Origin of the sequence: Streptomyces brasiliensis (assembly GCF_014647875.1) — a bacterium.
Lineage (GTDB): Bacteria > Actinomycetota > Actinomycetes > Streptomycetales > Streptomycetaceae > Streptomyces > Streptomyces brasiliensis.
This window is the reverse complement of the sequence record NZ_BMQA01000056.1, coordinates 13,394-39,547: the sequence shown is the minus strand read 5'-3', so window position 1 is coordinate 39,547 and position 26,154 is coordinate 13,394. Positions and strand designations below refer to the sequence as shown.

The following is a 26,154-nucleotide window of genomic DNA, read 5'->3' as shown; positions in this document are numbered from 1 at the left end:
TCCCCGCCATCAACAGGCGAAACCACACGCCAACACCGACACACCGCCCAGTGACAGGGAGGGCGCCCTCAAGCGCGTCTTCCCTCCTCACGCCCCAGCGCCGGCTGAGGTCATGACGACCTGTCAGGCACTGCCCCTACCCCTGCTGCCACGATCGAGCCGGCGCCCTTCACGCACTGCGCGATCCGCGCCGCCCTGTCGGCCGGGGGGTGCAAGGAACATCTCGACCCGGTCACGGCAAACGTGACCCGTCACACTCCGCGCCGAACCACCCGTGAACCACCGAGGCGACACACAAGCGTATAGTTGCCTCGGGCAATCATATTGGAGATATGTGCGTCAGAGAACGCTCTGCACGAGGAGCTGATGCGCCAGCTGAGCGCCGTCGATTCCGTACGACGGGAGCTGGGCCGGATCGTGCCGGACGGCTGCTCCGACGGAGCCGCGACGGTCCGGGCCGTTCTCGGCCGCGTCGGGGACATGCGCATAACCCAGCTCACCGAACTGCTCAGTATCGACTCGTCGGTCACCAGCCGCCACGTCGCCCATCTCGCCGCACTGGGCTGGGTCGACCGCACGCCCGACCCGGCCGACCGGCGCTCACGCATCCTGCACCTGACCCCCGAGGGCCACGCCCGGCTCACCGAACTGTCCGACCGTCCCTCCCAGGAACTCGCCAAACGGCTGGCCAACTGGCGCAACAAGGACATCCGTTGGATGGCCCGTCCACTCTCCCGGCTCCGCACCGACTTCAACGATCCGGGGACCGGCCAGCACGCCTCGCCGACCCGTCCGAGGACACCCATGGCGCCCGTACCTCTGCCGCGTAAACCCCCACCGCCACCAGATAAGGAAGCTCCTATGCCAACCACCCCTGATGCAGGTGTGCACGAGCACGCCCCTCACCGGCAAGGGAACACCGACGAGCCGATGACCCATGCGCAGATCATGCGCGCCCTGTCGGGACTGCTGCTCGGCCTGTTCTGCGCCATCCTGTCCTCGACCGTCGTCACCAACGCGCTCCCGCGGATCATCAGCGACCTCGGCGGCGGCCAGAGCGCCTACACCTGGGTCGTCACCTCGTCGCTCCTCACGGTGACCGCCTCCACGCCCCTGTGGGGCAAGCTGGCCGACCAGTTCAGCAAGAAGATCCTGGTCCAGTCGGCACTGGTGATCTTCGTCGTCGGCTCTTTGGTGGCCGGCTTCGCGCAGAACCCTGCCACGCTGATCAGCGCCCGGGTCATCCAGGGCATCGGCGGCGGCGGCCTGTCCGCCCTCGGGCAGATCGTGCTGGCCGCGATGATCTCCCCGCGCGAGCGTGGCCGCTACTCCGGTTACCTGGGCGCGACCTTCGCCGTCGCCACCGTCGGCGGCCCGTTGCTCGGCGGCGTCATCACCGACACCTCGTGGCTCGGCTGGCGCTGGTGCCTGTTCGTTGGCGTCCCGTTCGCCGTCATCGCCCTGATCGTGCTCCAGCGCACGCTGAACCTGCCGGTGGTCAAGCGCCAGGTCAAGGTCGACTGGGCCGGCGCCTTCTTCGTCACCGCGGCCGTGTGCACCCTGCTGATCTGGGTCACCTTCGCCGACGACAAGTTCGACTGGCTGTCCTGGCAGACCGGCGCACTGGTCGGCACGGCGATCCTGCTGGCGCTGGTCTTCCTGTTCGTCGAGACGAGGGCCAGCGAGCCGATCGTCCCGCTGCGGCTGTTCCGCAACCCCACCATCGCCCTCGCTTCCGTCGCCTCCCTGTTCGTCGGCATCGCGCTGTTCGCGGGCACCGTCTTCTTCAGTCAGTACTTCCAGCTCGCACGCGGTGAGTCGCCGACCATGTCGGGCGTCATGACGATCCCGCTCATCGCCGGCCTGTTCGTCTCCTCCACTGTCTCCGGCCGACTCATCACCCGCACCGGCAAGTGGAAGGGCTGGCTGCTGACGGGCGGCGCCCTGCTGACGGCGGGTCTGGCCCTGCTCGGCACACTCCGCTACGACACCCCGTACCTGTACATAGCCTCCTGCATGGCGCTGGTGGGGCTCGGCGTCGGCATGACCCTGCAGAACCTCGTGCTGTGCACACAGAACCAGGTGTCTTCGAACGACCTCGGCGCCGCGTCCTCCACGGTGACGTTCTTCCGCTCCCTCGGCGGCGCCGTGGGCGTCTCGGTGCTCGGCTCGATCCTCACCACCCGCATCGGCCACCACGCCCTCGCGACCATCACCCAGCTCACCCCGCAGGACCAGGCCACCGCCGCGAAGGCATCCGGAAGCGGCCAACTGCCCGACCTCGCGATACTGCCCGCTCCCGTCCGCACCTGGCTGGAAGGCGCCTACGGCCACGGTATCGGCGACATCTTCCTGTACGTCGCCCCGGTCGCCCTGATCGCCTTCCTGGTCACCCTGTTCATCAAGGAGGTCCCGCTGCGCGCCTCCAGCGGTCTGGCCCAGACCGCGGAGACGGACCGTACGCCCTGACCGCGCCTCGGACCTCAGAGGTGTCATCGGGCACCCGTCCCCCGAGGGCGCCCGATGACACCTGCCGCGCGGACCGCCGTCCCGGAAATACCGAGACGTTCCCGGAGGGCACGCCATATGTTTCTTGGCTCCGAGTCCGGAAGCGATGGAACAGGCTCCGTGTTTCCCCGGTCGCGCGTGCAGGGAGTGTCTGACCCCCCGCGGATTTGCCGCTCAAGGAGAGATTCCAAACGAGCGAGGCCGCTGCCGGAACCGAGGCAGTAAGGGAGCCTACGAACGAGCCGGTGTCGGACGAGCAGTTGGTCGCGGTCCTCGTGAATCGCCCGCGGATCGCCTCACCGGTCGTGGATCCGTCCCGGTGGACGTACTCGAACGTGCCGTCCCGGGATGCTCGCGCGGCAACGCGGCTTACGCCGGAATCGCCTCGCGCGGTGCGGAGGTCAACGTCTCGTCGTCGGTCGCGGATGTCAGCCGTTGGAAGGCGGCCGGGATCTCCGGGTCGACGGATGCATACGCGGCGACACCCGCCAGGGCCGATTCCCAGAAGTCCGGTCCGGTCACCGCCGACGTGCCGTGCAGGATCAGACCGGCACGCGGTCCGGATGGTCGAGGGCGTAGCGCCGGACGACGAAGCCGCCGTGTGAGTGGCCGAGCAGGTGGACCCGGGGTACGGCCAGGTGCTCGACCACGGCGGCGAGGAACGTGACGTAGGCGTCGAGGCCGTACGAGGGCAGGCGTCCCGAGTCACCCGTGCCGACCGGTTCCAGGTAGACCATGGTGCAGTGCTGCTCCAGCAGCGGCATCCGCAGGTAGGACCAGTCGGTGCCGGGCCCACCGGAATGTGCCACGCAGACCGGTCCCCGGCCCGCCACGTGGTAGACCTGCCGGACACCGTCGACGGTGATTTCGCGGGTGCCCGGCGTGACATCGGTATTCAAAACGTCCTCCGATCAGGATGGTGCTGACGGGACCTGGATGCGCGGTCCAACGGAGGAGTTCGATCACGGGCCGGATTTTTTCCCGGCGGGAGCCGGGTGGAAGAGAGTGACCGTCCGGACCCGACCCCCATCCAGAGACTGGAGCCACACTGCGCTCGGCGGGCAGTGGTCCGGGTTCGAGGCCGGGCTGATCAGTTCGAGTTCCCAGATCAGCACGTCGCCGCCGGCGACGACATCGGTGAGAGCAGGCCGGACGCCGACCTCCAGGTCATTCTCCATCGCCTGCACGGCGAAGGCTGTCCCACCGCTCACGGCCGCAGCCGGCACGACCAGCCGCGCGTCGGGCCACCACAGATCGCCGACCACTTGGTGGAAGTCGCCGCGCACCGTGGCCGTCATGGTATCGGCGGCCTCCCGCCTGCGGGCCTCGGTCCGTTCCGAGACGTCCGCGTACGCCATATCGGCCGTCGCGCGCAGCGCGGCCGCGAGCTTGCGGTGGGCATGATGCAGACGGCTGCGCACCGTCCCGACCGGAATGCCGCACACGGCTGCGATCTGCTCGTACGACCGCACGCTGCTGAAGTGGCGCACCATCGTGATCAGGCGGTCGTTCTCGGACAGTGACTCCATCGCGTGCCATACCCAGTCCCGCACCAGCGTCCGCTCCAGCAGTTCCTCCGCGCCGGGAGCGTCGTCAGCCGACAGGAACCATTCGAGGTCCGCGACCGGGTACGGCCGCTTCGCGCGCAGTCGCATACGGCAGTTGTTGCGGACGATCGAACGAAGCCAACTTCCGACCGCCGCCGGATCCCGTACGTCTTCGATCGAAAGGATCGCGGTGACCATCGCGTCCTGGACCGCGTCCTCGGCGTCCGGCCCAGGACCCAGCAGACTCAGCGCCACCGCCCGCACGCCCGCCTCGTGACGCTCCACCAGCACACCGAGCGCTCCCGCGTCACCGTTCTGCGCTGCGCGCGTCAGCTCCCTGTCGTTCATCCACGGATCCTGTTCAGCGAGTGTCTCTGGCGAGGATCAAGCAGCTCAGCCGTCTTGATTTCAGCAGCCACATGCGTATAGTGAGCGTTACATACAGAAGGTTGGGGGTGCAAGAGTGACAAGCATGTTGGACGTCGGGGACGCGGAACTTGCATACGTGGAGTCTGGTACGGGCAGTCCCGTTGTCTGGCTGCATGGTTCCGGACCAGGTGCCACGGGAATGAGCAACTTCGGCGCGAATCTCCCGGCTTTCGAGGACTACCGGAACATCGTGGTCGATCTGCCGGGCTGGGGACGCTCCCCACGGCCTGTGACGGACGAACCGCTGATTTTCCATGCGGCCGATCGAGTGTTGCGTGCGATGACGGCTCTCGGGATCGAACGAGCTCACCTGGTCGGCAATTCCTACGGTGGTGGTGTGGCGATGCGGATCGCCATGACCCATCCCGATCGCGTGGACCGGCTCGTTCTCATGGCGCCCGGCGGAGTCCTCCCGCCGGACGCGCCGCCATGGCCGATCGGACTCGAGCGTCTCTTCGGCTACATGGCGGCTGCGAAGCCCTCGCGCGAGGACATGGCTCGGTTCGTACGCCTCATGGTGTACGACGAGACCCTTGCGACCGATGCTCTCATCGACGAGCGATATGAGTCGAGTCTCAGGGCTCACCCGGAACTGCCCATACCTCCGAACTTCGGTGATCTGACTCCCGACCTGGCTCACATTGTTGCGCCCACGCTGCTCGTGTGGGGGCGAGAGGATCAGACCGTCCCGCTGACCTGGGCGCCGAAGATCCTCCAAGGCATCCCTGACGCGGAGCTCCGTGTTCTGCCGAACTGCCGGCACTGGGTGCAGTACGAGCGCGCACCCGAGTTCAACCACATCGTCCGGGAGTTCCTGCGCGGCGGAGCCACAGCCGCCGCAACGAAGGAGTAACGCTGCCATGGGTGTCTGCAAGCTGGGCTATGTCAGCCTCAACGTCACCGATGTCGACGCGTGGACCGGCCTGTTCAGTCGAACGCTGGGCGTCGAAGCCACATCCGACAAGATCGGCGCGCAGGACGTGGCACTGCTTGAGCTTGACGAGTTCAAGTACCGCCTAGCTCTCTACGCATCTGCGGAGGACAGCCCACGGGAGGTGGGGTGGATCGTCGATTCACCCACCGAACTCGACCGAATCACCCGACGGCTGACCCATGCCGGCTTCGCCGTCCAGGACGGATCTGCAGACGAGACGGAGCTACGCGGAGCCACTCATCTCCGTTGGTTCACCGACCCTGCCGGATACCGCGTGGAGTTGGCGGTCGGTGAGAGCAAGGTCCGGTCCGGCCCAGCCCGCCCGGTCGATGCGAGCCCCGGCGTCACTGGCCTCGGTCACTTTGTCCTGGCCAGCCCCAAGCTCGACGAACTCCGCGAACTCTACGAGTCGGTGCTCGAGTTCAGGGTGACCGACTACCGTGCCCCCGGCCTGTACTTCCTGCGCTGCAACAGGACCCACCACAGCATCGCGCTTGCGTGGGCGGAAACAACGTCCATCCACCACCTTGAGATCGAACACGGCTCGCTCGACGACGTCGGCCGGGCCCACGATCGGGCGGTAGCCAATGGCGTGCCCATCTCGATCAGTCTCGGCCGGCACATGAATGACAAGGCGATCTCGTTCTACGTCAAGAATCCCAGCGGATTCCACCTCGAGATCGGATACGGCGGCATCAAGGTGAGTGAGGACTGGACCCCACACGATTTCGGGCGGTCGGACGTCTGGGGGCACCAGCACGTTGAGGCCAATCCTTTCGCTGCCCCCGCCTCATGAGCAGCAGCATCCCGGGTCCCGACCTTTTCGGCCGGCGGGCTGTCGTCACCGGCGCAGCAAGTGGCATCGGAGCTGCTGTGGCGGCACGACTCGCGCGACTTGGGGCCCACGTCGTGGTATGCGACGTTGATGCGGAGGGCGCAGCGCGGACGGCCGAGCAGATCGGTGGCGAGGCGCTGGTGACCGATTTGAGCCGGACTGCCGACCTGGTGGATCTGCAGCTCGAGACTGACATTTTGGTAAATAATGCTGGTATTCAGCATGTATCGCCTATCGAGCAATTCGATCCCGAGAAGTTCGCGTTCATGTTGCGACTGATGCTGGAAGCCCCATTCCTGTTGAGTCGTGCAGCCATTCCGTACATGTACGAGCGAGGCTGGGGGCGGATCGTACACATCTCCAGCGTCCACGGCTTGAGAGCCAGTGCGTACAAGTCGGCCTACGTCAGTGCCAAACACGGTCTCCAAGGGCTCTCGAAGGTCATCGCGTTGGAGGGTGCGGCCAAGGGAGTCACCAGTAACTGTGTGTGTCCCGGCTACGTGCGTACTCCGCTGGTCGAGAACCAATTGGCGGCCCAGGCAGTGGTGCATGGGATGAGCGCTGACGAGGTGGTCTCGCAAGTACTGCTGTCGAGATCGGCGGTGAAACGCCTCATCGATGCCGACGAAGTCGCCGGCGCGGTGGCGTTTCTGTGCTCGCCGGAGGCATCGTCCATCACCGGCACCCAGCTGACTCTGGACGGCGGTTGGAGCGCCTCCTGAATCGTGTCCGTGGTGGCACACATACGTTCAGCGAAATTTATTAAATCCGAGGTAGATCATTGAACCTGTGAAATAATATGACTCGCTGTGCCACGATCACTGCATTGCTGGTAGCTACAACAGGGCTGGCCGTTCCTCAGGCCATGGCCACGGATGCCGATATGAACACCGAGCTCTCAAGTAATACGGTCGGGACAGTCAAGCCGCTCGGCAGGCTCGGCGCACTGACAGATCTTGTCATCGAACGCATTCGCGTGAGTGACCATGTGGCAGAGTCCAAGTTCGGTACCGACTCGCCCATCGAAGATCCTTCCCGCGAGGAGCAAGTGCTGGAGCAGGTCCGGAAGCAGGCCGGCGCTGTCGGGGTGAACCCGGATGCGGCAGTGGTGTTCTTCCGGGACCAGATCGCCGCGAGCAAGGTTGTGCAGAAGGGGTTGTTCGCTCGCTGGACCGCTCACCCGGAGGAGGCGCCCACGACGCGCCCTGACCTTGGTCAGATCCGCGAGCAGCTCGACCGACTGACCACGGATCTGCTTCAAGAGCTGAAGAGCACAGAGGAACTGCGCGACAAGCTGGTTGCTTGCACGGTGCAGCTTGCGCTGGCCGCTGGGTCGGGCGCAGCGCTGGAACAGTTGGACACACTTCACCGCCAGGCGCTCAGGACCGCGACACATTCTGTCTGCCGCCCCAGTGAAACGTCCGACCGAAGCTGACGGACGAGAGCGTCGCCTTTGTGGCGACTATCGATCACAACGCTTCCTGGATCGAGATGCACCACGTCGCTCACACCTCGCTGTCCCGGGTGGTTGCGCTCGGCAATGCACTGGCTCAGAGCGCCCTGTCGTGCGATGTGGGCCAGCGGCCTCTGGTCCGGCGAACCCATGGGAGATGAATAGGTGAACTCTGAACTGCCCGAGCCGCGGGGCGTTCCTGTGGGACGGCGTGTCTTCCTCGGCACGCTCGGCCTCGGCGCGCTCGGAGTCCTCGCCGCTCCCACGCTGCAACGTGGCACGGAGGCGTTTCTCGGCGGGGCCGCCGACCTGGACCCCACGGGTTTGACGGGGTTGCTCCCGAACGGCGGAGGTTTCCGCTACTACTCGGTCACCTCGTCCGTCCCACGCAAGGACGCCAAGAACTACCAGCTCACCGTAGACGGCTTGGTCGATCGTCCGGCGACCTACACCCTGGCCGATCTCAGGGCGCTGCCCCAGACCCGTATGGTGCTCGACGTCCAGTGCGTCACCGGGTGGCGTGTCCCGGGCACCCCGTTCGAAGGGGTACGCCTGTCCCAACTGCTGGACGCTGCGGGAGTGCGTTCCTCGGCCGGCGCGGTCCACTTCACCTGTTTCGATGGCGCGTACACGGAGAGTCTCACCCTGGAACAGGCACGCCGCGCGGATGTCCTGGTCGCCCTGCGCATGCAGGACAAGGACATCGGTCACCCCCATGGCGGCCCTGTCCGGCTCTACGTGGCGCCCATGTACTTCTACAAGTCCGCCAAGTGGCTCTCCGGCATCACCGTCACGGAGAACGTGGAACCGGGCTACTGGGAAGAACGTGGCTACGACATCGACGCCTGGGTGGGACGGTCGAACGGACGGGACGATGAGCCTACGACTTGATCCTCCGCAGGTTGCCACGCGTCGGCAGCGATTCAGCGTGGCCGAGCGCTGGGCCCACCGCGCGACGGCCGTCCTGATGGGCGTGTGCGTGCTCACCGCGGTCTTCCTGTACATCCCCGCATTTGCCCAACTCGTCGGCCGCCGTGCCCTCGTGGTCACAGCGCACCAGTGGGCCGGAGTCGCACTTCCGATCCCGGTCCTGGCCGCGCTTGGCTCGCGCGCGTTGCGTGCCGACCTTGGCCTGCTCAACCGCTTCGGCCCGCACGACCGCGTGTGGCTGCGTGCCGTTCTACGCAGGGACAAACGGCCCAGCTCCCGCCCCGCGCACAAATTCAACGCCGGGCAGAAAATTTATGCCGCATGGACCGCCGGTGCCACGCTCGTCATGCTCGGCACCGGACTGATGATGTGGTTCACCCACCTCACCCCGCTGACGTGGCGCACGAGCGCCACGTTCGTCCACGACTGGCTCGCCCTCTCCCTCGGCATCGTCCTTGCCGGCCACGTCGGCATGGCCATGGGCGATCCCGAAGCGCGCCGCGGCATGCGCACCGGTTCGGTCACGCGAGAATGGGCGGAGCGGGAGCACCCACTGTGGTGGCCCTGACTGAGGGCGCCATGTCCACCAGCGGTGAGCAGGGCGGGCGTGAATCCATGAGGACGATCGACCGGAAGGGCATCGCTGCGGAGACGGAGTTCGCAGGAGTATTGGGTCTGGACCCGGGCGATACCTGCGGTCGTGACCTCAGCGGGCTCCTCCTCGCGCGGTCAGCCGGGGACCTGCCGCACCGGTTCATCGACCTCTGTGCAGGCCGGGTGGACTGGTTGACGGAGCCGGTGGCCGGCAACTGCGGAACCGGCCGGACCTTTTGCGCGAACCAGGCGGCCGTACCGCTCGCCGGCACGGCCGGCCCGGCCAGACTCGTCATGTGCCTGTCCGCGCAGGGAAATCGGACCCGGTCGGTCACCGTCAGGAACAGAGTCAGCGGGACGGCGAGTGGCGCTTCGGCAAGGCAGCTCGACAGCTGTCTTCACGTGAGCCTGAGCCGTCGAGGTGTTGAGTACCGTGTGGGGCGGTTGCCGCGCAGGTTCGTTCTCTGCCCCGGCAACGCCTCGCAGACCGGATGGGTCCCGGTGTGATGCGGAGTCCGTGCCTGTCTGCCGCATCCTCTATGACGAGCCGGAGACGGACCCGCTTGTTGTCATCCCTCACGCAAGTGTCAACGGACCTCGGCCGACTTGGTGTTGGAGGGGGCAGCGTGCGCTTTGAGGGGCCCTTCGACTCCGAGCAGGAAGGTTTCGCACACCAAGTCCGGGTCGAAGAGGCAGCCGGCAGCCATCGCGCCATCGCGCATCATCACGAAGTGGCGGGCGGCGGCTTCGGCGGGAATCTCCCGAATCTTGGCCAGAAGGTCGGTGACAGTATCGAGGAACCATTGACGGTGCGCGAGGACAGCCAGGTGCACCGGGTGATCGGGGTCGGGGTACTCGGCGACAGCGTTGAGGAAGGCGCACCCTCGGAAGCCGGGGGACTGGATGCCCTGGGCGATGTATGCACTGACCGTCCGGAGGGTGTCGGCCGCCGGGAGCCCGGCGGCGACGGCCGTGTCGACTTGGTCGCGTATGGCGCGGTCGGCCTCGTTCAGGTAGGCGACGACGAGGGTTTCCTTGCTGGGGAAGTGGCGATAGAAGGTGGCCCGCGTCACCTGCGCTTCCGCGACGATGCGGTCGACGCCGATGGCGTGGATCCCTTCAGCGTAGAAAACTCGGCTGGCCGTGTTGAGCAGCCGGGACCGCGCTTCGGACGGCCGGCTTTCAGATTCGCTGCGCACCATGCAGTCATTCTAGCGGGTAGAACGTTCGGTATTGACAAGCGGTGGCGTTCTTGCCAGTCTTAGGGAACAGAACGTTCATTCTTGCGGGATGGCGTCCAGTCGCTGGCCGTATCCGGCGGTGGCTCGGGATGCCATCCGCCCTCACTGTCAGGGCCGGGCGATCGTGCCGGTCCGGGAGATGTGTAACCGGCCTGATCGAGAAGGTCGACCGCAGGAAACCCTGAACTGCTCTCTTCTTCGCATTTCCACCGAAAGGGATCACCGTGAGCGCCATTGCTGCTCCGTCCGGCATCACTGAGACGGCCTCTGCCCTGCGGCGGCTGTACTTCGTCCGGTTCGCGTTTGCCATCGTCTGGGCCCTCGTGATGTTCACGATGGCCAAGGAGATCACCCCGGTCGGGGCCGTGCTGCTGGTGCTGTACCCGCTGTTCGACGTGGGTGCGGCCGTCGTCGACGCGAAGGCGTCGCGCACCACGGGATCTCCTGTGCTGCTCTACGTGAACATGGCCGTCAGCCTTGTCGCCGCAGTCGGCCTGGGCATCGCCTCCGCGTCCGGCATTCCGGCGGTCCTGCGCGTGTGGGGTGCCTGGGCGATCGTGTCCGGGCTGGTCCAGCTGATCGTGGCTGTTCCCCGTCGCAAGATGGGCGGTCAGTGGCCGATGATCCTCAGCGGTGGCATCTCGGTCCTGGCCGGTGCGTCGTTCGTCGCGTCGGCCGGTGCGGACGATCCCGCGCTGACCAGCGCGGTCGGCTACGCCATCCCGGGCGGCATCTTCTTCCTCCTCTCGGCCCTGCGCCTGGGCCGCGCCGCCAAGGAGAACTGACATGGACAGCCACACGTACGACGTCATCGTGATCGGCGCGGGCCCGGTCGGGGAGAACGTCGCCGACCGGGTGGTGCAGGGCGGGCTCAGCGCTGCCATCGTCGAGCGGGAGCTGGTCGGTGGTGAGTGCTCCTACTGGGCCTGCATGCCGACCAAGGCACTGCTGCGGAGCACGGCCGCGCTTCGGGCGGCCCGACAGGTTCCGGGATCGCGTGAGGCGGTGACCGGTGACGTGGACGTCGAGGCGGTGCTCCGTCGGCGTGACTCTTTTGCCTCGCACTGGAAGGACGACGGGCAGGCGACCTGGCTCGACTCTGCCGGGATCACGCTGTACCGAGGCCAAGGGCGGATCAGTTCCGACCGGGTCGTCGAGGTCACCGATGAAGCCGGCACAGCGATGTCGCTGACCGCGCGACATGCGGTCGTGATCGCGACGGGCAGTGCCGCTCTGCTGCCGGACATCCCCGGTCTGCGTGAGGCGGAGCCGTGGAGCAGCCGGGAGGCAGCCGCCGCCAGTGCGGTTCCCGGCCGGCTCGCCGTCATCGGCGGCGGTGTCGTGGCGTCGGAGATGGCGACAGCGTTCGCCGCCCTGGGATCTTCAGTGACGATGCTGGCCCGCGACGGTGTCCTACCGCTCTCGGAGCCGTTCGCCGGAGAGCGGGTCACCGAGTCGTTGCGGGAAGCTGGTGTCTCGGTGCTCCTCGGTTCGGAGGCCGGGGCTGTGAAACGTAACAGCGACGGCACGGTGCACATCACCCTCACCACCGGCGAGCGCATCGAAGCTGACGAGGTCCTCGTCGCTATCGGCCGCACGCCGAACACCCAGGACGTCGGCCTCGACGCCGTCGGCCTGAAGCCGGGTGCCTGGCTCACGGTGGACGACACGCTACGGGTGGTCGGAGATGATGGGGCGCTGCTGGATGACGGGTGGCTGTACGCCGCCGGTGATGTCAACCGGCGCGTGCTGCTGACCCACCAGGGCAAGTACCAGGCCCGTGCCGTGGGCGATGTCATCGTGGCGCGCGCCAAGGGCGAGGCGGTCGACGACAGTCCGTGGGGCCGCCACGTGGCCACAGCCGACGAGCGCGCGGTGCCTCAAGTGGTCTTCACCGAACCGGAGATCGCGTCGGTGGGACTGACCAAGGCAGCGGCCGAGGCCGCCGGGCTCCGGATCCGCGTCGTCGACTACGACCTGGGCGCCATCTCGGGATCGGCCCTTCACGCCGACGGCTACCAGGGGCATGCCCGCATGGTCGTCGACGAGGACCGCAGGGTGATAGTCGGCTTCACACTCGTCGGTCCCGATGTCGCGGAACTGCTGCATGCCGCGACGATCGCGATCGTGGGTGAGGTCCCCCTCGACCGGCTGTGGCACGCGGTTCCGGCGTTTCCCACCGTCAGCGAGGTGTGGCTGCGGCTACTGGAAGCCTACGGCCGCTGACCGTCCGGCAGCCCTCTTGTCCCGACGGGACAAGAGGGCTGCCGGACCAGGGCATGACGTGCTCCGCGGGTGCCGGACCGGTAAGCCTTGTGCGGGATCCTGTTCATGTTGCGCACCGGCATCCAATGGGAGTATTTGCCCAAAGAGTTGGGCTTCGGCTCGGGCATGACCTGCTGGCGACGGCTGGCCGCCTGGAACGAGGCCGGCGTCCGGGACAAACTGCACCAGGTGCTGCTGAAGGAGTTGCGGTCGAAGAACCAGCTGGACTGGTCCCGGGCGGCGATCGGCTTCTCGCATGTCTGGGCCGTTGGCGAGGCCCCGAAGCGGTCCCAGCCAGGTCGAGCGTGCGCGGCCGGGAGCAAGCACCGCCTTCATCGTCGACGTCCAGGCCATTCCGCTCGCGGCGTCGCTGACCGGCGGCAACCGCATGGCCCCGCAGCGGCCCCGGTACGAGGCTGACCTACGGGCCCAATGCCCCAACGAAGCATCAGAGCCAACGGCCGGGTACCACACCCAAGTACCAATGATCCTTGCAAGCCCCTCGGGCAGGAAAGGTCCGTGCATGTCCGTGCCATCTCCGTCCTCCGTCCCCTCCCTGGATCTGAACGACGACCCGTTCGCCACCTTGGAAGCCGCGACCTGGGCGCTGGCGGCCCTGATCGCCACCCTGGAGGACGCCGCCACGAAGCCGCTGGCCGACGTCCTGGCGGCCAACCCGCAGCGCACCGCCGTACTGGAAGCGGTCGGGCTGATACAGCGGGACGGGAACACACTGATTCTGCACCCGTCGTACCAGTACCCCGACGGCCCGACGAACCGCAGCGCGGCACAGGCGCGTCTGAGTTCGCTGCGCCAGGCGGTGGCGGCGGCCGCGGGGGACCATGGCGAGGCCGGCGGCTGGGCGGACCAGGACGACGAGGTGCTGCGCAATCAGGGCCGCGCGTCCGCAGGCACCGGCCGCACCATCGCCTCCAAGGTCGTCCCCGCCCTGCCCGGCCTCGGGGAGCGGCTGGACGGACAGGGCAGCCGCATCCTGGACATCGGCACTGGCATCGCGGCTCTGGCGTTGGCCCTGGCGGAGGCGTTCCCCCGCGCCGAGGTCGTCGGCATTGACGTCATGGAGCGCGTGCTGGAACTGGCGCGCAAGGAACTGGCCGACGCCGGCACCGAGGCCGCCGGCCGTGTCACCCTGCGCCACGCCGACGTCGTGGACGTGGCGGAGCACGCCGCCTACGACATGGTCTGGCTGCCCGCGCCGTTCCTGGCGGAGGATGCCCTGACCCGGGCCCTGCCGCGGCTGATCGAGGCTCTGAAGCCGGGCGCCTGGATCGTCGTGGGCACCAACTCGGCGGCCCCCGACCCCTTGCGCCAGGCCGTCGCCGGCTGGCACGCCGTACGCAACGGCGGCAACGCCTACGACGCGGACCGGATGACGAAGACTCTCACCGCGTACGGCCTGCGGGACGAACGGGAATTCCCCACGGTGCCGGGCGGGCCCGTGCTGGTCGCGGCGCGGCGCGAGTGAAGGCCATGCTGCGGGAGACGGCGCGTGCGGTGACCAGTCGGCTCTGGCGGAGTGCCGAGCCGGTCCCGGATGGCGCGGTGCCGCCGCTGCCGCGCTGGACGCGGCCTGACGACCGGTGCAAGCAGGCCGGTGACCGCGTGAACGCCGTCCCCTTCAGTCCAGCTTACGGAGCGTCGCTCCACTTCGCAGGCAGGCCGAGCAGCGCTCCGACCACATTCTCCGGGACATGTGCCAGCGTGAGCGTTGTCGAGCACATCGCATCTCATGACACCACCAGAGCGTAGGGGTTGCCCATGCTCCCGTCGGCCTGAGCGTGCGGTACCGCCCGACAGTCCTCCCGGAGACCGCCGCACTGAAGTGCGTCTACACGGCGCTGATGAGCCTGGACCCGACGGGGAAGGGCCGCAACAACCAAGAACAGTAGTTAAGTTGACACACCCGCTGACAGCGGGACACAGACCACCGCAAGATCAATGCGGCGCTGCACTCGTATGCTCGTACGAGCTGTTGCTTGCATTGGCTAATGAAAGAGGGAAACCATGTACTCGCGGGAGCGAACCGCCCTCATCCTCATCGACGCCACCAACGACTTCATCGCCGAGGGCGGCAAGGCCTGGCCGGGGCTGCGAGAGGTCTGCGAGGAAGTCGGCACGGTGCCGAACATGAAGCGAGTTCTCGAGGCGGCACGCGCGGCCGGGATCCAGGTACTGCACGCACCGATGGAGACTCAGCCGTGGGACTACGGGCCGTGGAAGCACCGCACGCCCAGCCACGACGGTATGTTCCGGGCCCAGTTGTTCCAGGCCGGCTCCTGGGGTGCCGAATTCCACCCCGACTTCGCACCTGCCGACGGCGAAGTGGTCGTCACCGTACACAAGACTTTTGACGCATTCCACGGTACGGACATGGACATGCAGCTTCGTCAGCGCGACATCGACCATCTGATCCTCTGCGGCCTCACCACCAATACTTGCGTGGATTCGACCGGCCGCGACGCCGTCGAAAAAGGCTACAACGTGACCTTCGTCTCCGACGCAGTGGCCACTTTTACCATGGACATGCAGCGCGCGACCGTCGACCTGAACTGGCCGCGCTACGCCCACCAGATCTCGACCACCGACGAGGTGGTCAATGCCTTGGAGGGCTTGAAGTGACTCCTTCCAGGATTTCCTGAGGGATCGCAGAGAATCAAGGTGTTGCTCCGCATGGTTCGGCTCGTTGTTGTGATGCGGGCGTCTCCGATGAGGTTCGTGGTCAACTCGCTGTGAACCTCGGGGTGTTGTTTGTGCATCTGGACGAGCGGCAGCGCCGGTTGATGATGGGGGCCGAGCCCGGATCCTGGGGCACGGCGGTATCCGGGCGGTCGCGCGGGCGGCCCAGGTCAGTGAGGCGACGTGAAGTCGACGCGGAATCTCGAGGCGGAGCTCACCCGTCAGGGGCACAGGGCGAGCGCGGACACGGTCGGGGACCTGCTGCGGGAGGAGGGCTTCAGGTTGCAGGCCAACGCCAAGACCGTTGAAGGCACGCAACATCCCGACCGTGACGCCCAGTTCCGCTACATCAATGACCAGGCCAAGGACTACATGGGTGCCGGGACCCCGTGATCAGCGTGGACACCAGGAAGAAAGAGCTGGTCGGGGGCACAAGAACGGCGGGCGTCAGTGGCCGCCCGAGGGTGAGCCGGTGCTGGTCAAGACGCATGCTTGCTCGACCGGCAGGGGCCGGGCAAGGTGATCCCGTACGGGATCTATGACATCGCCGCGAATACCGGCTGGGTCAGTTTCGGCACTCATCACGACACGGCTGAGTCCGGGCGGTCTTCGACCAGACGGGCCAGCACCCCGCCCTGAGCCGCCGCGACCTCACCTTGCTCCTGGGTGCAATGGCGGCATCAGCCTCGACCGAGGCGTCTGCGAAGCGGCCGGAAGGGGGCGTTGACCTCTGCCGCGACCGCTTCGCCGCCGCACCCTCGGCTCGGCAACCACGTACACGTATGCGTTTCCGGTGCCTTGCCGCCTCCTGGCGGTCCGCCTCACGGAGCCGCCTGACCCATCCCGAAGCAGAACGTTCGGTATTGACGTCGGAGTTCTCTTCGTGCATGCTTCTGATCAAGAACGAACGTTCTGTCCCTTCTCTTCAGCCCCGCACCTGGCCCGGCGCCCCCGCCCCTAGGTCCGTGGCCTGTCCGGGCACGCCACACAGGACCACTCGGCCAGGACCTTGCGCGTTGGCGCCCGGGAAGGCGACTTCGACATACCCCCGGCGGTAGGCCCCGCACGTCATAGCAGCGGTGTCGGCCGTCAACCCATCACAGAAGGATGTATTACTCATGAACACGCTCTACACCGCGGTCGCGACCGCAACCCATGGTCGTGATGGTCGTGCCGTTGTCTCGGACGGGTCCCTGGACCTTAAGCTCGCGACGCCGAAGGAATTGGGCGGTAGCGGCGAGGGGAACAATCCCGAGCAGCTCTTCGCCGCCGGCTACGCGGCGTGCTTCGCCAGCGCACTCGGCATCATGGGCCGGCAGGCCGGCGTAGACCTCTCCAACGCCACCGTGACCGGGGAGGTGTCGATCGGCAAGCAGGGCGAAGGCTTCGCTCTCGCTGTCGTCCTGCGGATCACACTGCCCAGCAGTGTCGACCGCGGGGCTGGCGGGGAGCTCGTCGAACAGGCGCACCAGGTCTGTCCGTACTCCAACGCCATTCGTGGCAACGTCCCGGTCCAGCTCGTCGTCGAGTAACTCCACGGCTCCCTGCCATTCCCTCGGATCGGCTCTCAAGAGAGGGACTGGAAGACGGACCTCACCAGCCGCAGACAGCTGGGACCGGGCCTGGGCCGCCTCAAGGCGACCCAGGCCCTCGGCCGTCAGCACACCGCGCCGGCCGACCCGTGGCATGACTCGGCATGGCCCCGCCCCGACGACCAGGCGCCCCGCTCCAGGCAACCGCTCGACACGCTCGACCTGCGGGACGTCACTGTCGTCGGCAACTCGGGAGGACCGCCGCTCAGGGATCGCCTGGAGGGCATCGCCTGCCGGCCCCAGCGCCACTCAGTGGCAGTCGACACTGGTGTATCGAGGTCCGGCGCGGTGAGGATCGGGCGGTAGAGCCGCGCGGATCGGGAGGCTCCATCCATGGCACGACAAAATGAGAAGCGCAGCAGGCTGGGATTGATCGGGGCAGGTACGTTCGGCCTGCGGCACAGCCGCTTCATCGCGCGTTCGGACCGGGCCGACCTGGTGGCCGCGGCCGATCCGGCCTTCGGCACGGACCGGCCCGTGCCGGACGAGTTGCGGGACCTCACGCGGTACACCGACCACCGGCAGATGCTGACGCACGGGGACCTCGACGGCGTCATCGTGGCGAGCCCGAGCGAGATGCATGTGTCGCATGCCCTCGACTGCCTCGACGCAGGCGTCGCGGTCCTCGTCGAGAAGCCCGTGGCCGTCGACCGGGAGCAGGCGCGCCCCTTACTCGACCGGCTCGCTGCCGACCCGGACGCGCGGGTACTCGTCGGGCACCACCGGCGACACCATCCTGCGGTTGCGGCCGCGCGGGAACTGATCGAGGCGGGGCGGCTCGGCGAGATCCGTACGGTCGCCGCCGTCTGGGCCACCCACAAGACGGACCCCTACTTCGATGTCGAGTGGCGACGGCGGCGCCCGGGGGGCGGGATGCTGCTGATCAACCTGATTCACGAGGTGGACCTGCTCCGCCACTTGGCAGGCGAGATCGTCTCGGTGGAGGCGATCGCCTCGAACAAGGCGCGCGGACTTGAGGTCGAGGACACCGCGGGACTCGTCCTGCGGTTCGAGAACGGGGCCATCGGCACACTGGTCGGCTCCGACTCCACTGTCTCGCCCTGGGGTTGGGACCAGGCCACCGAGGACGACCCCACCTTCCCCTACCACCCAGGGCAGCCCTGCCTTCTGATCGCGGGTTCGCGGGGCGCTCTCTCCGTGCCGGACATGGCGGTGTTCACGCAGTCGGAGCCGTCCTGGCTCGAACCGGTCGAGGCGACCAGGTATCCCGTCGAGGGTGCCGACGTGTTCGCGAGGAAGCTGGCGCACTTCGCGGACGTCGCGGCCGGCCGGGCCCGGCGACTCGTCACGGCCGAGGACGCACTGCGAAGCCTTGAGATCGTACGTACCGCGAGTCTGTCACTGAGGGGCTGAGGACCGGTATGCCACCGGGGGGAGTCCTCGAGTACGTCGAGGAGTTCGCCCGGCGCCTCCTCCGGGACGTGGTGGCCGCAGGGGACAGTGCCTCCGGTGACCGCTCCCGGATCGATGTCCCTCGCCTGCCGACGGCCGGCTATACGATGTCGGATCATTACGCGCCGCGGCCTCGCGACCATGCGGAACCCACCACCCGGTGGCAGTCGTGCGTCCATGGTCCCCGGTCGCCGAAGAAGGGCGGCACATGTTCCGAACCCCGAGCCGGCGGCTGTGATGGCCGGCAATTCCGCTTCCCCCGGGCAGAGCGTCTCCGGACGGCTCCTCGCGGTGCTGGACTGCTTCGACGTGGCGCATCCGGCTCTCACCCTGACCGAGATCACCACTCGGGCCGATCTGTCCCTCTCCACGGCCCGGCGGCTGATCGGCGAACTGGTGGCCTGGGGCGGCCTCGAACGCCTGCCGGACGGCCGGCACTTCCGTATCGGCATCCGGCTCTGGCGGGTCGGCTCACAGCACTAGCGGTACTCGACAATGGCGAGGCGCTGTGCATCGAGAAGATCTCGAGCCAGCGGGCGGTGCCGGCCGCCACCCGCGTCGGCGGCCGGCTGCCGCTGCACGCCACCGCCGTCGGCAAGGTCCTGCTCGCCTTCTCGCCGCCGCAGGTGTGGCGCGACCTGGCGGCGGCCGGTCTGGCCGTGTTCACCCGCCACACGATCTTCCAGCCGGGACGGCTGGCCGCTGTGCTGGCCGCGGTGGTGGAGGAGGGCGTCGCCTACTCGTACGAGGAGATGAGCTCGGAGCGGTGTCGGTCGCCGCTCCCGTCCATGATTCTTCCGGCGTGCTGCAAGGTGCCCTGGGCATCGTGACGCACTCGCACCGGCGGGTGGAACAGCTGGGGCCGGCCGTGCGCACCGCGGCCCTCGGAATTTCCCGACGACTCGGCTGAAGGGGCGGGCGCCCAACGTCTCAGTCCGGCAGCGCGGAGATCGCGGTATGCCGAAACCGTCGTCGCACGTATCCGAGGAGGCGGGCACGGTCGGCGATCTGCTGCTCCAGCATCGCGGTGCGCATTGACCACCCTGACTCGCTCGGCCCCAGCGGTGACGCGGCGGGCGAGCCCGCGCGCTGCGGGCTTGTGCGGAACCGTGCCGACCATTCCGCCGCGGTTCGCCGTCGGCAGCAGACCCGCGAGGAATCCGCCGAGGTCGCCCGGGCGCAAGCTGGCCGGCGGGTTCCGGTCGTCGACTTTGTGGGTGGTCAATGTGCTGTCGTCGGCTCTGGTGCGTTGTGGGCCCGGCGGTAGGCCACCGGGGACAGGCCCAGGTGGGTGTGGAACTGTTTGCGCAGTGCGACCGGGTCGCCGAAGCCGCAGGCGGTGGCAACCCGTGCGACGGGCAGGTCGGTGGACTCCAGGAGCAGGCGTGCGTGGGCCAGCCGGCGCTGGGCCAGCCACTTGAGTGGGCTGATGCCCGCCTCGCTGCGGAACCGGCGGGTGAAGGTGCGCACGCTCATGTGCGCGTGTCGTGCCATGTCCTCGAGCGTGATCGGTTCGGCTAGCCGTTCCAATGCCCACTGCCGGGTTGCCGAGGTGGAACGGTCGGTGTCCTGAGGAACCAGGTGTTCGATGAACTGGGCCTGTCCACCCTCACGCCACGGCGCCGTTACGCACCGGCGAGCTGCGGCCGCTGCGACCGTCGCTCCGTGGTCCCGGCGAACCAGGTGAAGGCACATGTCGATGCCGGCCGCTCCCCCGGCGGACGTCAGGATGCGCCCGTTGTCGACGAACAGCACATCTGGATCAACCTCAACGGCTGGGAACATTTGTGCGAACGTATCGCACAGCGCCCAGTGGGTGGTGGCCCGTCGGCCGTCGAGCAGGCCGGCTGCTGCGAGCAGAAAGGCCGAGGTGCACAGGCTCACGATGCGGGTCTGCGGCCGTATCCGATCCAGTGTCGCGGCAAGGTCGCCCGGCAGCGTCCCCGTCGCGAGCAGGTGTTCGCTGGGCTCCTGGGTGGCAATCACCACGGTGTCCGCGGTCTGCAGCACGGACTCGTCGTGGTCGACGAGGATCTGGAAGTCCTCGTGCGTACGGACCGCCCGGCCTCCGGGCGTGAAGGTGCTCACGGAGTAGAGACGGGTCCCGTCGGAGGTGCACGCCTCGTTGAACACCCGGGCTGGGATGCCCAGATCCAGGGGCAGGACTCCGTCGAGAGCGAGAACGGCAACATGATGTGGTATGGCCGGAATAGTACTATGGGTGTCCCTCAGGCCACTCACTCGCCGTCGTAAACGCACGACAGAGTGGATCTCACCGGGCTCGGCCCGGCGAGAGAACACACGAAACGAACATGAGCGAGGAAGCATGAGCGAGCACACCATGCGTGCCGTCACCATCAAGGAATTCGGTGGCCCCGAGGTTCTTACCGTCGAGCACGTCGCCCGGCCCGAGCCGCTGCCGACCGAGGTGCTGGTGCGTGTGCACGCCGCCGGGATCAACCCGGTGGACTGGAAGACCCGTGAGGGCCAGGGCATGGCTGGACTGCAGACGCTGCCGATGATCCTGGGCTGGGACGTCTCCGGCGTCGTGGAAGAGGTCGGCTTCGGCGTCACCACCCTCTCGCCCGGCGACGAGGTCTACGCCATGCCCTGGTTCCCGCGGGCGGCCGGCGCTTACGCCGAGTACGTCACGGCGCCCTCCCGCCACTTCGCCCGCAAGCCGGCCTCCATCGGTCACGTCGAGGCCGCGGCCCTGCCTCTCGCGGCGCTCACCGCATGGCAGATCCTGGTCGACACCGCCGACGTGAAGGCCGGGCAGCGCGTACTCGTGCACGCAGCGGCGGGTGGCGTCGGGCACTTGGCTGTGCAGTTCGCCAAGCATCTCGGCGCCGAGGTGGTGGCGACCGCCCGCGAACCCCGGCACGCCTGGCTCAAGGAACTGGGTGCGGACGAGATAATCGACTACACCCAGCAGCGGTTCGAGGACGTCACCGGCAACATCGACGTCGTCATCGACTTGATCGGCACCCGGGACGACACCGATGCACGGTCGGTGTCGGTGACCCGTCCCGGCGGCCTGATCGTCGCGCCCAACGGTGTTTCGGAGCGTCTTGCCACCGTGGCCGGACAAGCCGGGGTGCGCACCACCCCGTTCCTGGTGGAGCCGGACTCCGCCGCCCTGACGACGATCGCCGGTCTGGTCGACTCCGGCGAGGTCCGCATCGAGGTGGAGCGCACCTTCGCACTGGAAGAGGCCGCCGAAGCCCACCGTCTGGGCGAGACCAACCGCACCCGCGGCAAGCTCGTTCTCACCGTCACCTCCTAATGACGTTGTCAAGCCGCCGTCGTGACTGGGCGCCCGTTTTGGTAGCACCGTCCGTCACGGATCAGGGCCCGAAGGACGTTCACTCGTCGGCGGGCCAGGGCGAGGACCGCCTGGACGGGCGCTTGCCTTCGGCGCGCTTGCGCTCGTAGAAGCGCCGCGAGGCATCGCAGTTGCGGATGCTGATCAGCGCGGAAGTGCGGAAGACGCATCGGAGGCCGCGGTGGTAGCGGCGGGGACGGTACAGGTTGCCGCTGACCTTGCCCGAGTCCCGGCGCATTCGGGCCTGGTCGGCGATGACGGTGGCGTCCTTGGCGTCGGTCTTGCCGGTTCCTCGGTAGCCGGCGGCAGCGCGGTTGACCGCGAGGCCGGGTATGCAGACGAGCCGCTGACCGTGATTGAGCAGGATGTTGATCGACAGGGCGGCCATACCGTCGGCAAGGTCAACGGCCCAGATCGCGACCTCGCCAGCGTGGTCCTGCTCAGCGATGCACCCGCAGGGGCCCGCAGCTCCTGACCAGCGGCCGAGTCGTCGTGAGACGCCGGGCGGCCAGGTGACGTGAACCATCTGGTGCAACCGACTGAAAGCCATACCCGGCGTCTCTGGATCTCTGGACCTTACGACGGCCCGTCCAACCCACCAACAACGTAGAACCGACTGACCCTCGCACCTGCCCCGGAGGAGCACCATGTACTACGAAATCCGCCGCTATCAGACCCAGCCCGGACGCCGCGAGGAGTGGGTCCGATACATGGAAGAGGTGATCATCCCGTTCCAGACCGAGCAGGGTATGAACGTGACCGCCTCCTTCATCGACGACCAGGACGAGGACGGCTACGTGTGGATGCGCCGGTTCGAGAACGAGTCGAGCAGCGACGCCCTGTACGCGGCCGTCTACGAGCACGACCGGTGGAAGAACGAGATCGGTCCGATCGTCAACAGCCTGCTGATCCCCGAGAAGACGGTCGTCACTCGCGTGAGTCCCACCCCAGCCTCGCCATTGCGCTGAACCTGCGCCTACGAGAATTCGACCATCGCCGCGCCACTGCACAGCCATGAGGGAAGCTTCTAATGAGCACTGATATGCCAGAAAAAACGGTTCCAGCCTCTTCGGTGACCCAGGTAGCCGCCCGCGCACTCATCGAGGAGGTGCGCGCCGCTGCCGTCCGAATCGGCTTCACGGCAGCCGTCGCCGTCACCGACCAAGGTGGGCATTTGAAGGCATTCGACCGCGCCGACGATGCGCCCTTCCTCACCGCCGAGGTCGCCCTGGACAAGGCATGGACCGCGGCGTCGTTCCACACCCCCACCCACGTGTGGAACGACTACGTGGCCAACCAGCGAGTCGCGCCGCTGGCCGGCCACCCGCGTGTGATGGCCGTGGGCGGCGGCTACCCGATCATCGACAACGGCCGGTGCATCGGGGGTCTCGGGATCTCCGGTGGCAGCTATGAGCAGGATATGCAGGCTGCCGAGGAGGCTCTGGCCGCTCTCGGGTTCGAGTTGCCCGCTCACTGACCGGACTCAACACGTGCCGTCTGCCCTCGCCATCGAGGGCAGACGGGCTGCGTTCCTCTCCGCCGCATCTGTTCGAACCAAGCCTTGGCGCCTCCGAGGCGTTCCAGCAGCTGTGCGGCCGTTGGGGCGTGGTGCAGCCGATGGGGCGCGTCGGGCCGGCCCTGGACAACGCCGCCTCGGAGTCGTTCCACTCCGTCCTCAAAGTCGAGTACGTCCACCGGCATACGTTCCGTACGCGGGCCGAGGCCCGGCTGAAGACCGCAACGTGGATCGCGGACTTCTACAACACCAAGCGCCGCCACGGCGCGCTGGCGGGAAACCACCCGTCGAGTTCGAACGGATCATCCAGGAAGCGTGAACCCGGACCGATCAGGAAGGCCGGGCCGCATAACCAACGTCCCTACGAAAACTGGGGGTTGACACGAGTGTGGCAGAATTTTGAGGTGACAAAGTCATCTGAAACTCAGGACCTGGTGATCGTGACCGGGGCGTCGACCGGGATGGGCGCCGCCACCGCGCGGGAACTGGCCCGTCGCGGCTTCCATGTGCTCGCCGGCGTGCGACGCGACAGCGACGGCGATGCCCTCGTCGCCGACGGCATCGAGCCAGTGATCCTCGACATCACCGACCAGGACCACATCAGGGCGCTGGTGGCCCGCGTCGACGACGACCCGCAGGGACGCGTCCTGCGGGCGCTGGTCAACAACGCTGGCATCCCCGGTGCCGGGCCGGTAGAAGCGATGCCGCTCGACGAATGGCGGCGCCTATTCGAGGTGAACGTCTTCGGCCATATTGCGATGACCCAGGCTTTGCTTCCCGGACTGGTGCGCAGCAAAGGACGCATCGTCAACATCACCTCGCTGAACGGCAAGCTCTCCATGGCTGGCTACGGCCCCTACGCCAGCACCAAGTTCGCTATGGAGGCAGTGAGCGATGCACTACGCAACGAAGTGGCCCCCTATGGCGTGCAGGTGGTGGTCGTCGAACCGGGCGGCGTCAAGACCAAGTTGGCCGACCATGGCACCGCGGCCCTGAACCGCCTCAGCGCCCGGATGCCCCAGGAGCAGAGCGCGCGCTACGGCGACCTCATGAAGGCGTTGCCCTCCCACATCGCCGCGTTCACCAAGGCCGGCATGACCTCCGACGCCGCAGGCCGGACGATCGCCAAGGCCGTGACCGACCGTAAACCTCGTACGCGCTACACCATCGGCGCGATGGCCACCTTCCTCATCCGCGCCTCCCGCTTCCTTCCTGACCGGATGCTCGACCGGATGACAACCTCCGATCTGCACAAGCACTATCCAGCCCGGACTTGACCTCTAGCCTCGGGCTTTCGCGCGCCCAGCAGACTGGAGGTCTTGATGACGTGGGTGATCTTCGGTCGGAAGCTCGCTGTCTCCTGCCGGTGGAAGTCCGGTCCGGGTAGCTGCCAGGAGGCCCGGGAGCAGACCGGCGGCGTCGGGGGGAAACGCTCGGCGTCGAAGCCCAGTGTCGAAAGCCCTGCAAGGGGGAGCAAAGCAGCGGTCCGTAGCATCACGCGAAGCCTGCGGCGTCGTTGGAGGCCCGCCTCTCGGGGCGGGGACAGGGGGTGCCGCGCCCCCGAAATCAGGGCGAAGGCCATGGAAGCGGCGAAGATCCTGGAGATGCAGCGGTGAAGGACTCCCCGGCGTATGGGGCGCGGAACGTTGCGATGGTGACAGCGGGAACTGGGGAGGCCCTCCCCGGCCCGGCGGCCTGCGGACAGACGCTGCCGGAAGCTGCGCGTCCTATAACCGGGTGCACCCCGGGAAGTGGACGCGGGCCGGGTGGGCGTCGGAGGCGGCCGTAGTACCGCGCTGAGCCGGCGGACAACACAACCCCGGGCCAGGAAAGGGCCACTGCTTCGTCGGTGCGCAGGTTGTCTGGAGGGGATTGATGAGTGCCGTTACGGCTCGGTCCGCCACGTCGGGATCCCCGAAGCTGGATCCGGTCCGAGCCTTGCAGCATGCGCTCTACCGGGCGGCCAAGGCCGATCCCGGGCGGCGGTTCCATGCGCTGGGGGACAAGGTCCACCGCAGGGACATCCTGAGGCGCGCGTGGGTGTGGGTGCGTCGTAATAACGGCGCGCCGGGCATTGGCGCCACCACTCTGGCTGACGTTGAGGAGTAGTCCAAAGCCGGGTCGCCCCGTGGGGGAGAGGCGACGAGGCGGACCTATGATGGCCACATGGTGAGGGATTCCGGCTCCGCGCCGGCTGATGCCGGCTTGAGCAGCCGCGAGGTCATTTTGAACGCAGCTCGCGGGCTCATCGGCGAAAAGGGCTATGACGGCATGGCCATCTCGGATCTGTCCGCGCAGTCCGGGCTTCCGCCCAGCTCGATCTACTATCACTTCGGGAACAAGTTCGGCGTGCTGGCGGCGCTCCTCGAGCGCACCTTCGAGGAACTGCATGCCTTGTTCCCCAATCCGTCCTCCTTCGACGACCTGGCGCCGCTCGAACGTCTTGAAGCGTGGTTCACGGCGGCGTGCAGTTCCCTCGACCGGCGGCCTGACTATCTTCGTCTCTTGGTGGCCATCAGTGTCGGCCCGCAGAAGGACGCCGAGGCGGTGCAGCAGATCGTGCGCCGCATCCGTGACTATGCCCACGCGTCCTGGGTCGATGCCCTCACTCCCATCTTCGCGCCCGACGGCGGCGAAGAGGACGAAGCAGTCGTCGAGCAGTTGGCGATCCTCGGGCGAGCCCTGACGGACGGACTGTCAGTGGCCAACAGCTTCGACGGCATGACATACAGCTCGCAGGTTGCTCCGTTCGTTTCTCTGATCCGCGGTCTGGCGCAGCAGCGGGATGGTGTGGGAGAGCGGAAGCGGTAAGGACAGTCAAGGGCATCTGGTTGCGCCGACGTCTGCAGGTCGACCGGATGCCTCTTCTGTGCGA

At 67.4% G+C, this 26,154-nt stretch carries 25 protein-coding genes and 5 pseudogenes; 23 read left to right on the top strand and 7 right to left on the bottom strand.

Features of this window, described 5'->3' with window-relative positions:
* Window positions 1-366: 366 nt before the first annotated feature.
* Together IEZ19_RS54395 and IEZ19_RS40240 are read left to right on the top strand one after the other, a co-directional pair.
* Window positions 367-618: pseudogene (locus tag IEZ19_RS54395) on the top strand (MarR family winged helix-turn-helix transcriptional regulator); the annotation flags it as partial.
* Between the two features lie 312 nt (window positions 619-930).
* Window positions 931-2,451 (top strand): annotated as a pseudogene (locus tag IEZ19_RS40240) (MDR family MFS transporter); the annotation flags it as partial.
* 426 nt (window positions 2,452-2,877) lie between these two features.
* Here the strand turns inward: IEZ19_RS40240 and IEZ19_RS51605 are convergent.
* From IEZ19_RS51605 to IEZ19_RS40230, 3 genes are all read right to left on the bottom strand, one after another.
* Window positions 2,878-3,030 (bottom strand): hypothetical protein, encoded by a 153-nt coding sequence (locus IEZ19_RS51605; RefSeq protein ID WP_229841358.1) that lies wholly within the window; start codon window positions 3,028-3,030, stop codon window positions 2,878-2,880.
* A 20-nt stretch (window positions 3,031-3,050) separates the two neighbouring features.
* Window positions 3,051-3,407, bottom strand: coding sequence for an alpha/beta fold hydrolase (locus IEZ19_RS40235; RefSeq protein WP_229841356.1), 357 nt, complete (start codon window positions 3,405-3,407; stop codon window positions 3,051-3,053).
* Between the two features lie 63 nt (window positions 3,408-3,470).
* Window positions 3,471-4,403 carry an RNA polymerase sigma factor gene (locus tag IEZ19_RS40230; RefSeq protein ID WP_189316358.1) on the bottom strand — a complete coding sequence of 311 codons (933 nt, stop codon included), beginning with the start codon at window positions 4,401-4,403 and terminating at the stop codon, window positions 3,471-3,473.
* A gap of 124 nt (window positions 4,404-4,527) precedes the next feature.
* Here IEZ19_RS40230 and IEZ19_RS40225 point away from each other — a divergent pair, with 124 nt between their 5' ends.
* The 6 genes from IEZ19_RS40225 to IEZ19_RS40200 all read left to right on the top strand — a co-directional run bounded on the left by IEZ19_RS40225 (window position 4,528) and on the right by IEZ19_RS40200 (window position 9,204).
* Window positions 4,528-5,337 (top strand): alpha/beta fold hydrolase, encoded by an 810-nt coding sequence (locus IEZ19_RS40225; protein WP_268248738.1) that lies wholly within the window; start codon window positions 4,528-4,530, stop codon window positions 5,335-5,337.
* A 7-nt stretch (window positions 5,338-5,344) separates the two neighbouring features.
* A complete protein-coding gene (locus IEZ19_RS40220; RefSeq protein WP_189316356.1) occupies window positions 5,345-6,214 on the top strand; it encodes a VOC family protein in 870 nt (289 codons plus the stop codon).
* Window positions 6,211-6,975, top strand: coding sequence for a 3-hydroxybutyrate dehydrogenase (locus IEZ19_RS40215; RefSeq protein ID WP_189316355.1), 765 nt, complete (start codon window positions 6,211-6,213; stop codon window positions 6,973-6,975). The genes IEZ19_RS40220 and IEZ19_RS40215 overlap by 4 nt, the downstream gene beginning before the upstream one ends.
* Before the next feature lie 143 nt (window positions 6,976-7,118).
* Window positions 7,119-7,688 (top strand): chorismate mutase, encoded by a 570-nt coding sequence (locus tag IEZ19_RS40210; protein WP_189316354.1) that lies wholly within the window; start codon window positions 7,119-7,121, stop codon window positions 7,686-7,688.
* A 183-nt stretch (window positions 7,689-7,871) separates the two neighbouring features.
* Complete coding sequence (locus IEZ19_RS40205; RefSeq protein ID WP_189316353.1) at window positions 7,872-8,597, top strand: molybdopterin-dependent oxidoreductase; 726 nt, start codon at window positions 7,872-7,874, stop codon at window positions 8,595-8,597.
* Complete coding sequence (locus tag IEZ19_RS40200) at window positions 8,581-9,204, top strand: cytochrome b/b6 domain-containing protein (protein WP_189316352.1); 624 nt, start codon at window positions 8,581-8,583, stop codon at window positions 9,202-9,204. Before IEZ19_RS40205 ends, IEZ19_RS40200 begins: the two co-directional genes overlap by 17 nt.
* Window positions 9,205-9,817: 613 nt before the next feature.
* On the opposite strand, the gene IEZ19_RS40195 is transcribed toward IEZ19_RS40200, so the two are convergent.
* Window positions 9,818-10,432 carry a TetR/AcrR family transcriptional regulator gene (locus IEZ19_RS40195; RefSeq protein ID WP_189316351.1) on the bottom strand — a complete coding sequence of 205 codons (615 nt, stop codon included), beginning with the start codon at window positions 10,430-10,432 and terminating at the stop codon, window positions 9,818-9,820.
* Between the two features lie 263 nt (window positions 10,433-10,695).
* On the opposite strand from IEZ19_RS40195, the gene IEZ19_RS40190 reads away from it, so the two are divergent.
* From IEZ19_RS40190 to IEZ19_RS51595, 10 genes and pseudogenes are all read left to right on the top strand, one after another.
* Window positions 10,696-11,256: a DUF308 domain-containing protein gene (locus IEZ19_RS40190; RefSeq protein ID WP_189316350.1), complete on the top strand. Its 561-nt coding sequence runs from the start codon at window positions 10,696-10,698 to the stop codon at window positions 11,254-11,256.
* Between the two features lies 1 nt (window position 11,257).
* Complete coding sequence (locus IEZ19_RS40185; protein WP_189316349.1) at window positions 11,258-12,697, top strand: dihydrolipoyl dehydrogenase family protein; 1,440 nt, start codon at window positions 11,258-11,260, stop codon at window positions 12,695-12,697.
* A gap of 105 nt (window positions 12,698-12,802) precedes the next feature.
* Window positions 12,803-13,156 carry a transposase gene (locus IEZ19_RS40180; protein ID WP_189316348.1) on the top strand — a complete coding sequence of 118 codons (354 nt, stop codon included), beginning with the start codon at window positions 12,803-12,805 and terminating at the stop codon, window positions 13,154-13,156.
* A 103-nt stretch (window positions 13,157-13,259) separates the two neighbouring features.
* A complete protein-coding gene (locus IEZ19_RS40175) occupies window positions 13,260-14,222 on the top strand; it encodes a class I SAM-dependent methyltransferase (RefSeq protein ID WP_189316347.1) in 963 nt (320 codons plus the stop codon).
* A gap of 539 nt (window positions 14,223-14,761) precedes the next feature.
* Window positions 14,762-15,376, top strand: coding sequence for a cysteine hydrolase family protein (locus tag IEZ19_RS40170; RefSeq protein WP_189316346.1), 615 nt, complete (start codon window positions 14,762-14,764; stop codon window positions 15,374-15,376).
* 240 nt (window positions 15,377-15,616) lie between these two features.
* Window positions 15,617-16,072 (top strand): annotated as a pseudogene (locus IEZ19_RS40165) (ISAzo13-like element transposase-related protein).
* Window positions 16,073-16,551: 479 nt separating this feature from the next.
* Window positions 16,552-16,965 (top strand): organic hydroperoxide resistance protein, encoded by a 414-nt coding sequence (locus IEZ19_RS40160; protein ID WP_189316345.1) that lies wholly within the window; start codon window positions 16,552-16,554, stop codon window positions 16,963-16,965.
* Between the two features lie 393 nt (window positions 16,966-17,358).
* The gene (locus IEZ19_RS40155) at window positions 17,359-18,399 is read left to right on the top strand and encodes a Gfo/Idh/MocA family protein (protein ID WP_189316344.1); all 1,041 of its coding nucleotides are present in this window, start codon (window positions 17,359-17,361) and stop codon (window positions 18,397-18,399) included.
* A gap of 276 nt (window positions 18,400-18,675) precedes the next feature.
* Complete coding sequence (locus IEZ19_RS51600) at window positions 18,676-18,921, top strand: helix-turn-helix domain-containing protein (RefSeq protein WP_229841353.1); 246 nt, start codon at window positions 18,676-18,678, stop codon at window positions 18,919-18,921.
* Window positions 18,840-19,268 carry an IclR family transcriptional regulator domain-containing protein gene (locus tag IEZ19_RS51595; RefSeq protein WP_444545202.1) on the top strand — a complete coding sequence of 143 codons (429 nt, stop codon included), beginning with the start codon at window positions 18,840-18,842 and terminating at the stop codon, window positions 19,266-19,268. Before IEZ19_RS51600 ends, IEZ19_RS51595 begins: the two co-directional genes overlap by 82 nt.
* Window positions 19,269-19,659: 391 nt before the next feature.
* Here the strand turns inward: IEZ19_RS51595 and IEZ19_RS40145 are convergent, their stop codons facing one another.
* Window positions 19,660-20,640 carry a GlxA family transcriptional regulator gene (locus IEZ19_RS40145; protein WP_189316360.1) on the bottom strand — a complete coding sequence of 327 codons (981 nt, stop codon included), beginning with the start codon at window positions 20,638-20,640 and terminating at the stop codon, window positions 19,660-19,662.
* A 124-nt stretch (window positions 20,641-20,764) separates the two neighbouring features.
* On the opposite strand from IEZ19_RS40145, the gene IEZ19_RS40140 reads away from it, so the two are divergent.
* A complete protein-coding gene (locus tag IEZ19_RS40140) occupies window positions 20,765-21,724 on the top strand; it encodes an NADP-dependent oxidoreductase (protein ID WP_189316343.1) in 960 nt (319 codons plus the stop codon).
* Between the two features lie 8 nt (window positions 21,725-21,732).
* On the opposite strand, the pseudogene IEZ19_RS54275 reads toward IEZ19_RS40140, so the two are convergent.
* Window positions 21,733-22,001: pseudogene (locus IEZ19_RS54275) on the bottom strand (IS110 family transposase); the annotation flags it as partial.
* Between the two features lie 45 nt (window positions 22,002-22,046).
* A pseudogene (locus IEZ19_RS54270) lies at window positions 22,047-22,151 on the bottom strand (hypothetical protein); the annotation flags it as partial.
* Between the two features lie 259 nt (window positions 22,152-22,410).
* Between IEZ19_RS54270 and IEZ19_RS40125 the strand changes: the two are divergent.
* The 4 genes from IEZ19_RS40125 (at window position 22,411) to IEZ19_RS40110 (ending at window position 26,090) form a co-directional block, all read left to right on the top strand.
* On the top strand, window positions 22,411-22,731 hold the full coding sequence (locus tag IEZ19_RS40125) for an NIPSNAP family protein (protein ID WP_189316342.1): 321 nt from the start codon (window positions 22,411-22,413) through the stop codon (window positions 22,729-22,731).
* Window positions 22,732-22,835: 104 nt separating this feature from the next.
* Window positions 22,836-23,240, top strand: coding sequence for a GlcG/HbpS family heme-binding protein (locus IEZ19_RS40120; protein ID WP_229841350.1), 405 nt, complete (start codon window positions 22,836-22,838; stop codon window positions 23,238-23,240).
* A 128-nt stretch (window positions 23,241-23,368) separates the two neighbouring features.
* Window positions 23,369-24,556 carry an SDR family oxidoreductase gene (locus IEZ19_RS40115; RefSeq protein ID WP_189316340.1) on the top strand — a complete coding sequence of 396 codons (1,188 nt, stop codon included), beginning with the start codon at window positions 23,369-23,371 and terminating at the stop codon, window positions 24,554-24,556.
* Window positions 24,557-25,445: 889 nt separating this feature from the next.
* Window positions 25,446-26,090 carry a TetR/AcrR family transcriptional regulator gene (locus IEZ19_RS40110; RefSeq protein ID WP_189316339.1) on the top strand — a complete coding sequence of 215 codons (645 nt, stop codon included), beginning with the start codon at window positions 25,446-25,448 and terminating at the stop codon, window positions 26,088-26,090.
* The last annotated feature ends 64 nt before the right edge of the window (window positions 26,091-26,154 follow it).

What these genes read in the sequence shown, in the direction of transcription:
- IEZ19_RS40200 (WP_189316352.1), top strand. Translation starts at nt 8,581, where the DNA reads ATGAGCCTACGACTTGATCCTCCGCAGGTTGCCACGCGTCGGCAGCGA.
- IEZ19_RS40160 (WP_189316345.1), top strand. Translation starts at nt 16,552, where the DNA reads ATGAACACGCTCTACACCGCGGTCGCGACCGCAACCCATGGTCGTGAT.
- IEZ19_RS51600 (WP_229841353.1), top strand. Translation starts at nt 18,676, where the DNA reads ATGGCCGGCAATTCCGCTTCCCCCGGGCAGAGCGTCTCCGGACGGCTC.
- IEZ19_RS40215 (WP_189316355.1), top strand. Translation starts at nt 6,211, where the DNA reads ATGAGCAGCAGCATCCCGGGTCCCGACCTTTTCGGCCGGCGGGCTGTC.
- IEZ19_RS40140 (WP_189316343.1), top strand. Translation starts at nt 20,765, where the DNA reads ATGAGCGAGCACACCATGCGTGCCGTCACCATCAAGGAATTCGGTGGC.
- IEZ19_RS40155 (WP_189316344.1), top strand. Translation starts at nt 17,359, where the DNA reads ATGGCACGACAAAATGAGAAGCGCAGCAGGCTGGGATTGATCGGGGCA.
- IEZ19_RS40175 (WP_189316347.1), top strand. Translation starts at nt 13,260, where the DNA reads ATGTCCGTGCCATCTCCGTCCTCCGTCCCCTCCCTGGATCTGAACGAC.
- IEZ19_RS40210 (WP_189316354.1), top strand. Translation starts at nt 7,119, where the DNA reads ATGGCCACGGATGCCGATATGAACACCGAGCTCTCAAGTAATACGGTC.
- IEZ19_RS40185 (WP_189316349.1), top strand. Translation starts at nt 11,258, where the DNA reads ATGGACAGCCACACGTACGACGTCATCGTGATCGGCGCGGGCCCGGTC.
- IEZ19_RS40180 (WP_189316348.1), top strand. Translation starts at nt 12,803, where the DNA reads ATGTTGCGCACCGGCATCCAATGGGAGTATTTGCCCAAAGAGTTGGGC.
- IEZ19_RS40225 (WP_268248738.1), top strand. Translation starts at nt 4,528, where the DNA reads ATGTTGGACGTCGGGGACGCGGAACTTGCATACGTGGAGTCTGGTACG.
- IEZ19_RS40195 (WP_189316351.1), bottom strand. Translation starts at nt 10,432, where the DNA reads ATGGTGCGCAGCGAATCTGAAAGCCGGCCGTCCGAAGCGCGGTCCCGG.
- IEZ19_RS40110 (WP_189316339.1), top strand. Translation starts at nt 25,446, where the DNA reads ATGGTGAGGGATTCCGGCTCCGCGCCGGCTGATGCCGGCTTGAGCAGC.
- IEZ19_RS40220 (WP_189316356.1), top strand. Translation starts at nt 5,345, where the DNA reads ATGGGTGTCTGCAAGCTGGGCTATGTCAGCCTCAACGTCACCGATGTC.
- IEZ19_RS40125 (WP_189316342.1), top strand. Translation starts at nt 22,411, where the DNA reads ATGTACTACGAAATCCGCCGCTATCAGACCCAGCCCGGACGCCGCGAG.
- IEZ19_RS40230 (WP_189316358.1), bottom strand. Translation starts at nt 4,403, where the DNA reads ATGAACGACAGGGAGCTGACGCGCGCAGCGCAGAACGGTGACGCGGGA.
- IEZ19_RS40170 (WP_189316346.1), top strand. Translation starts at nt 14,762, where the DNA reads ATGTACTCGCGGGAGCGAACCGCCCTCATCCTCATCGACGCCACCAAC.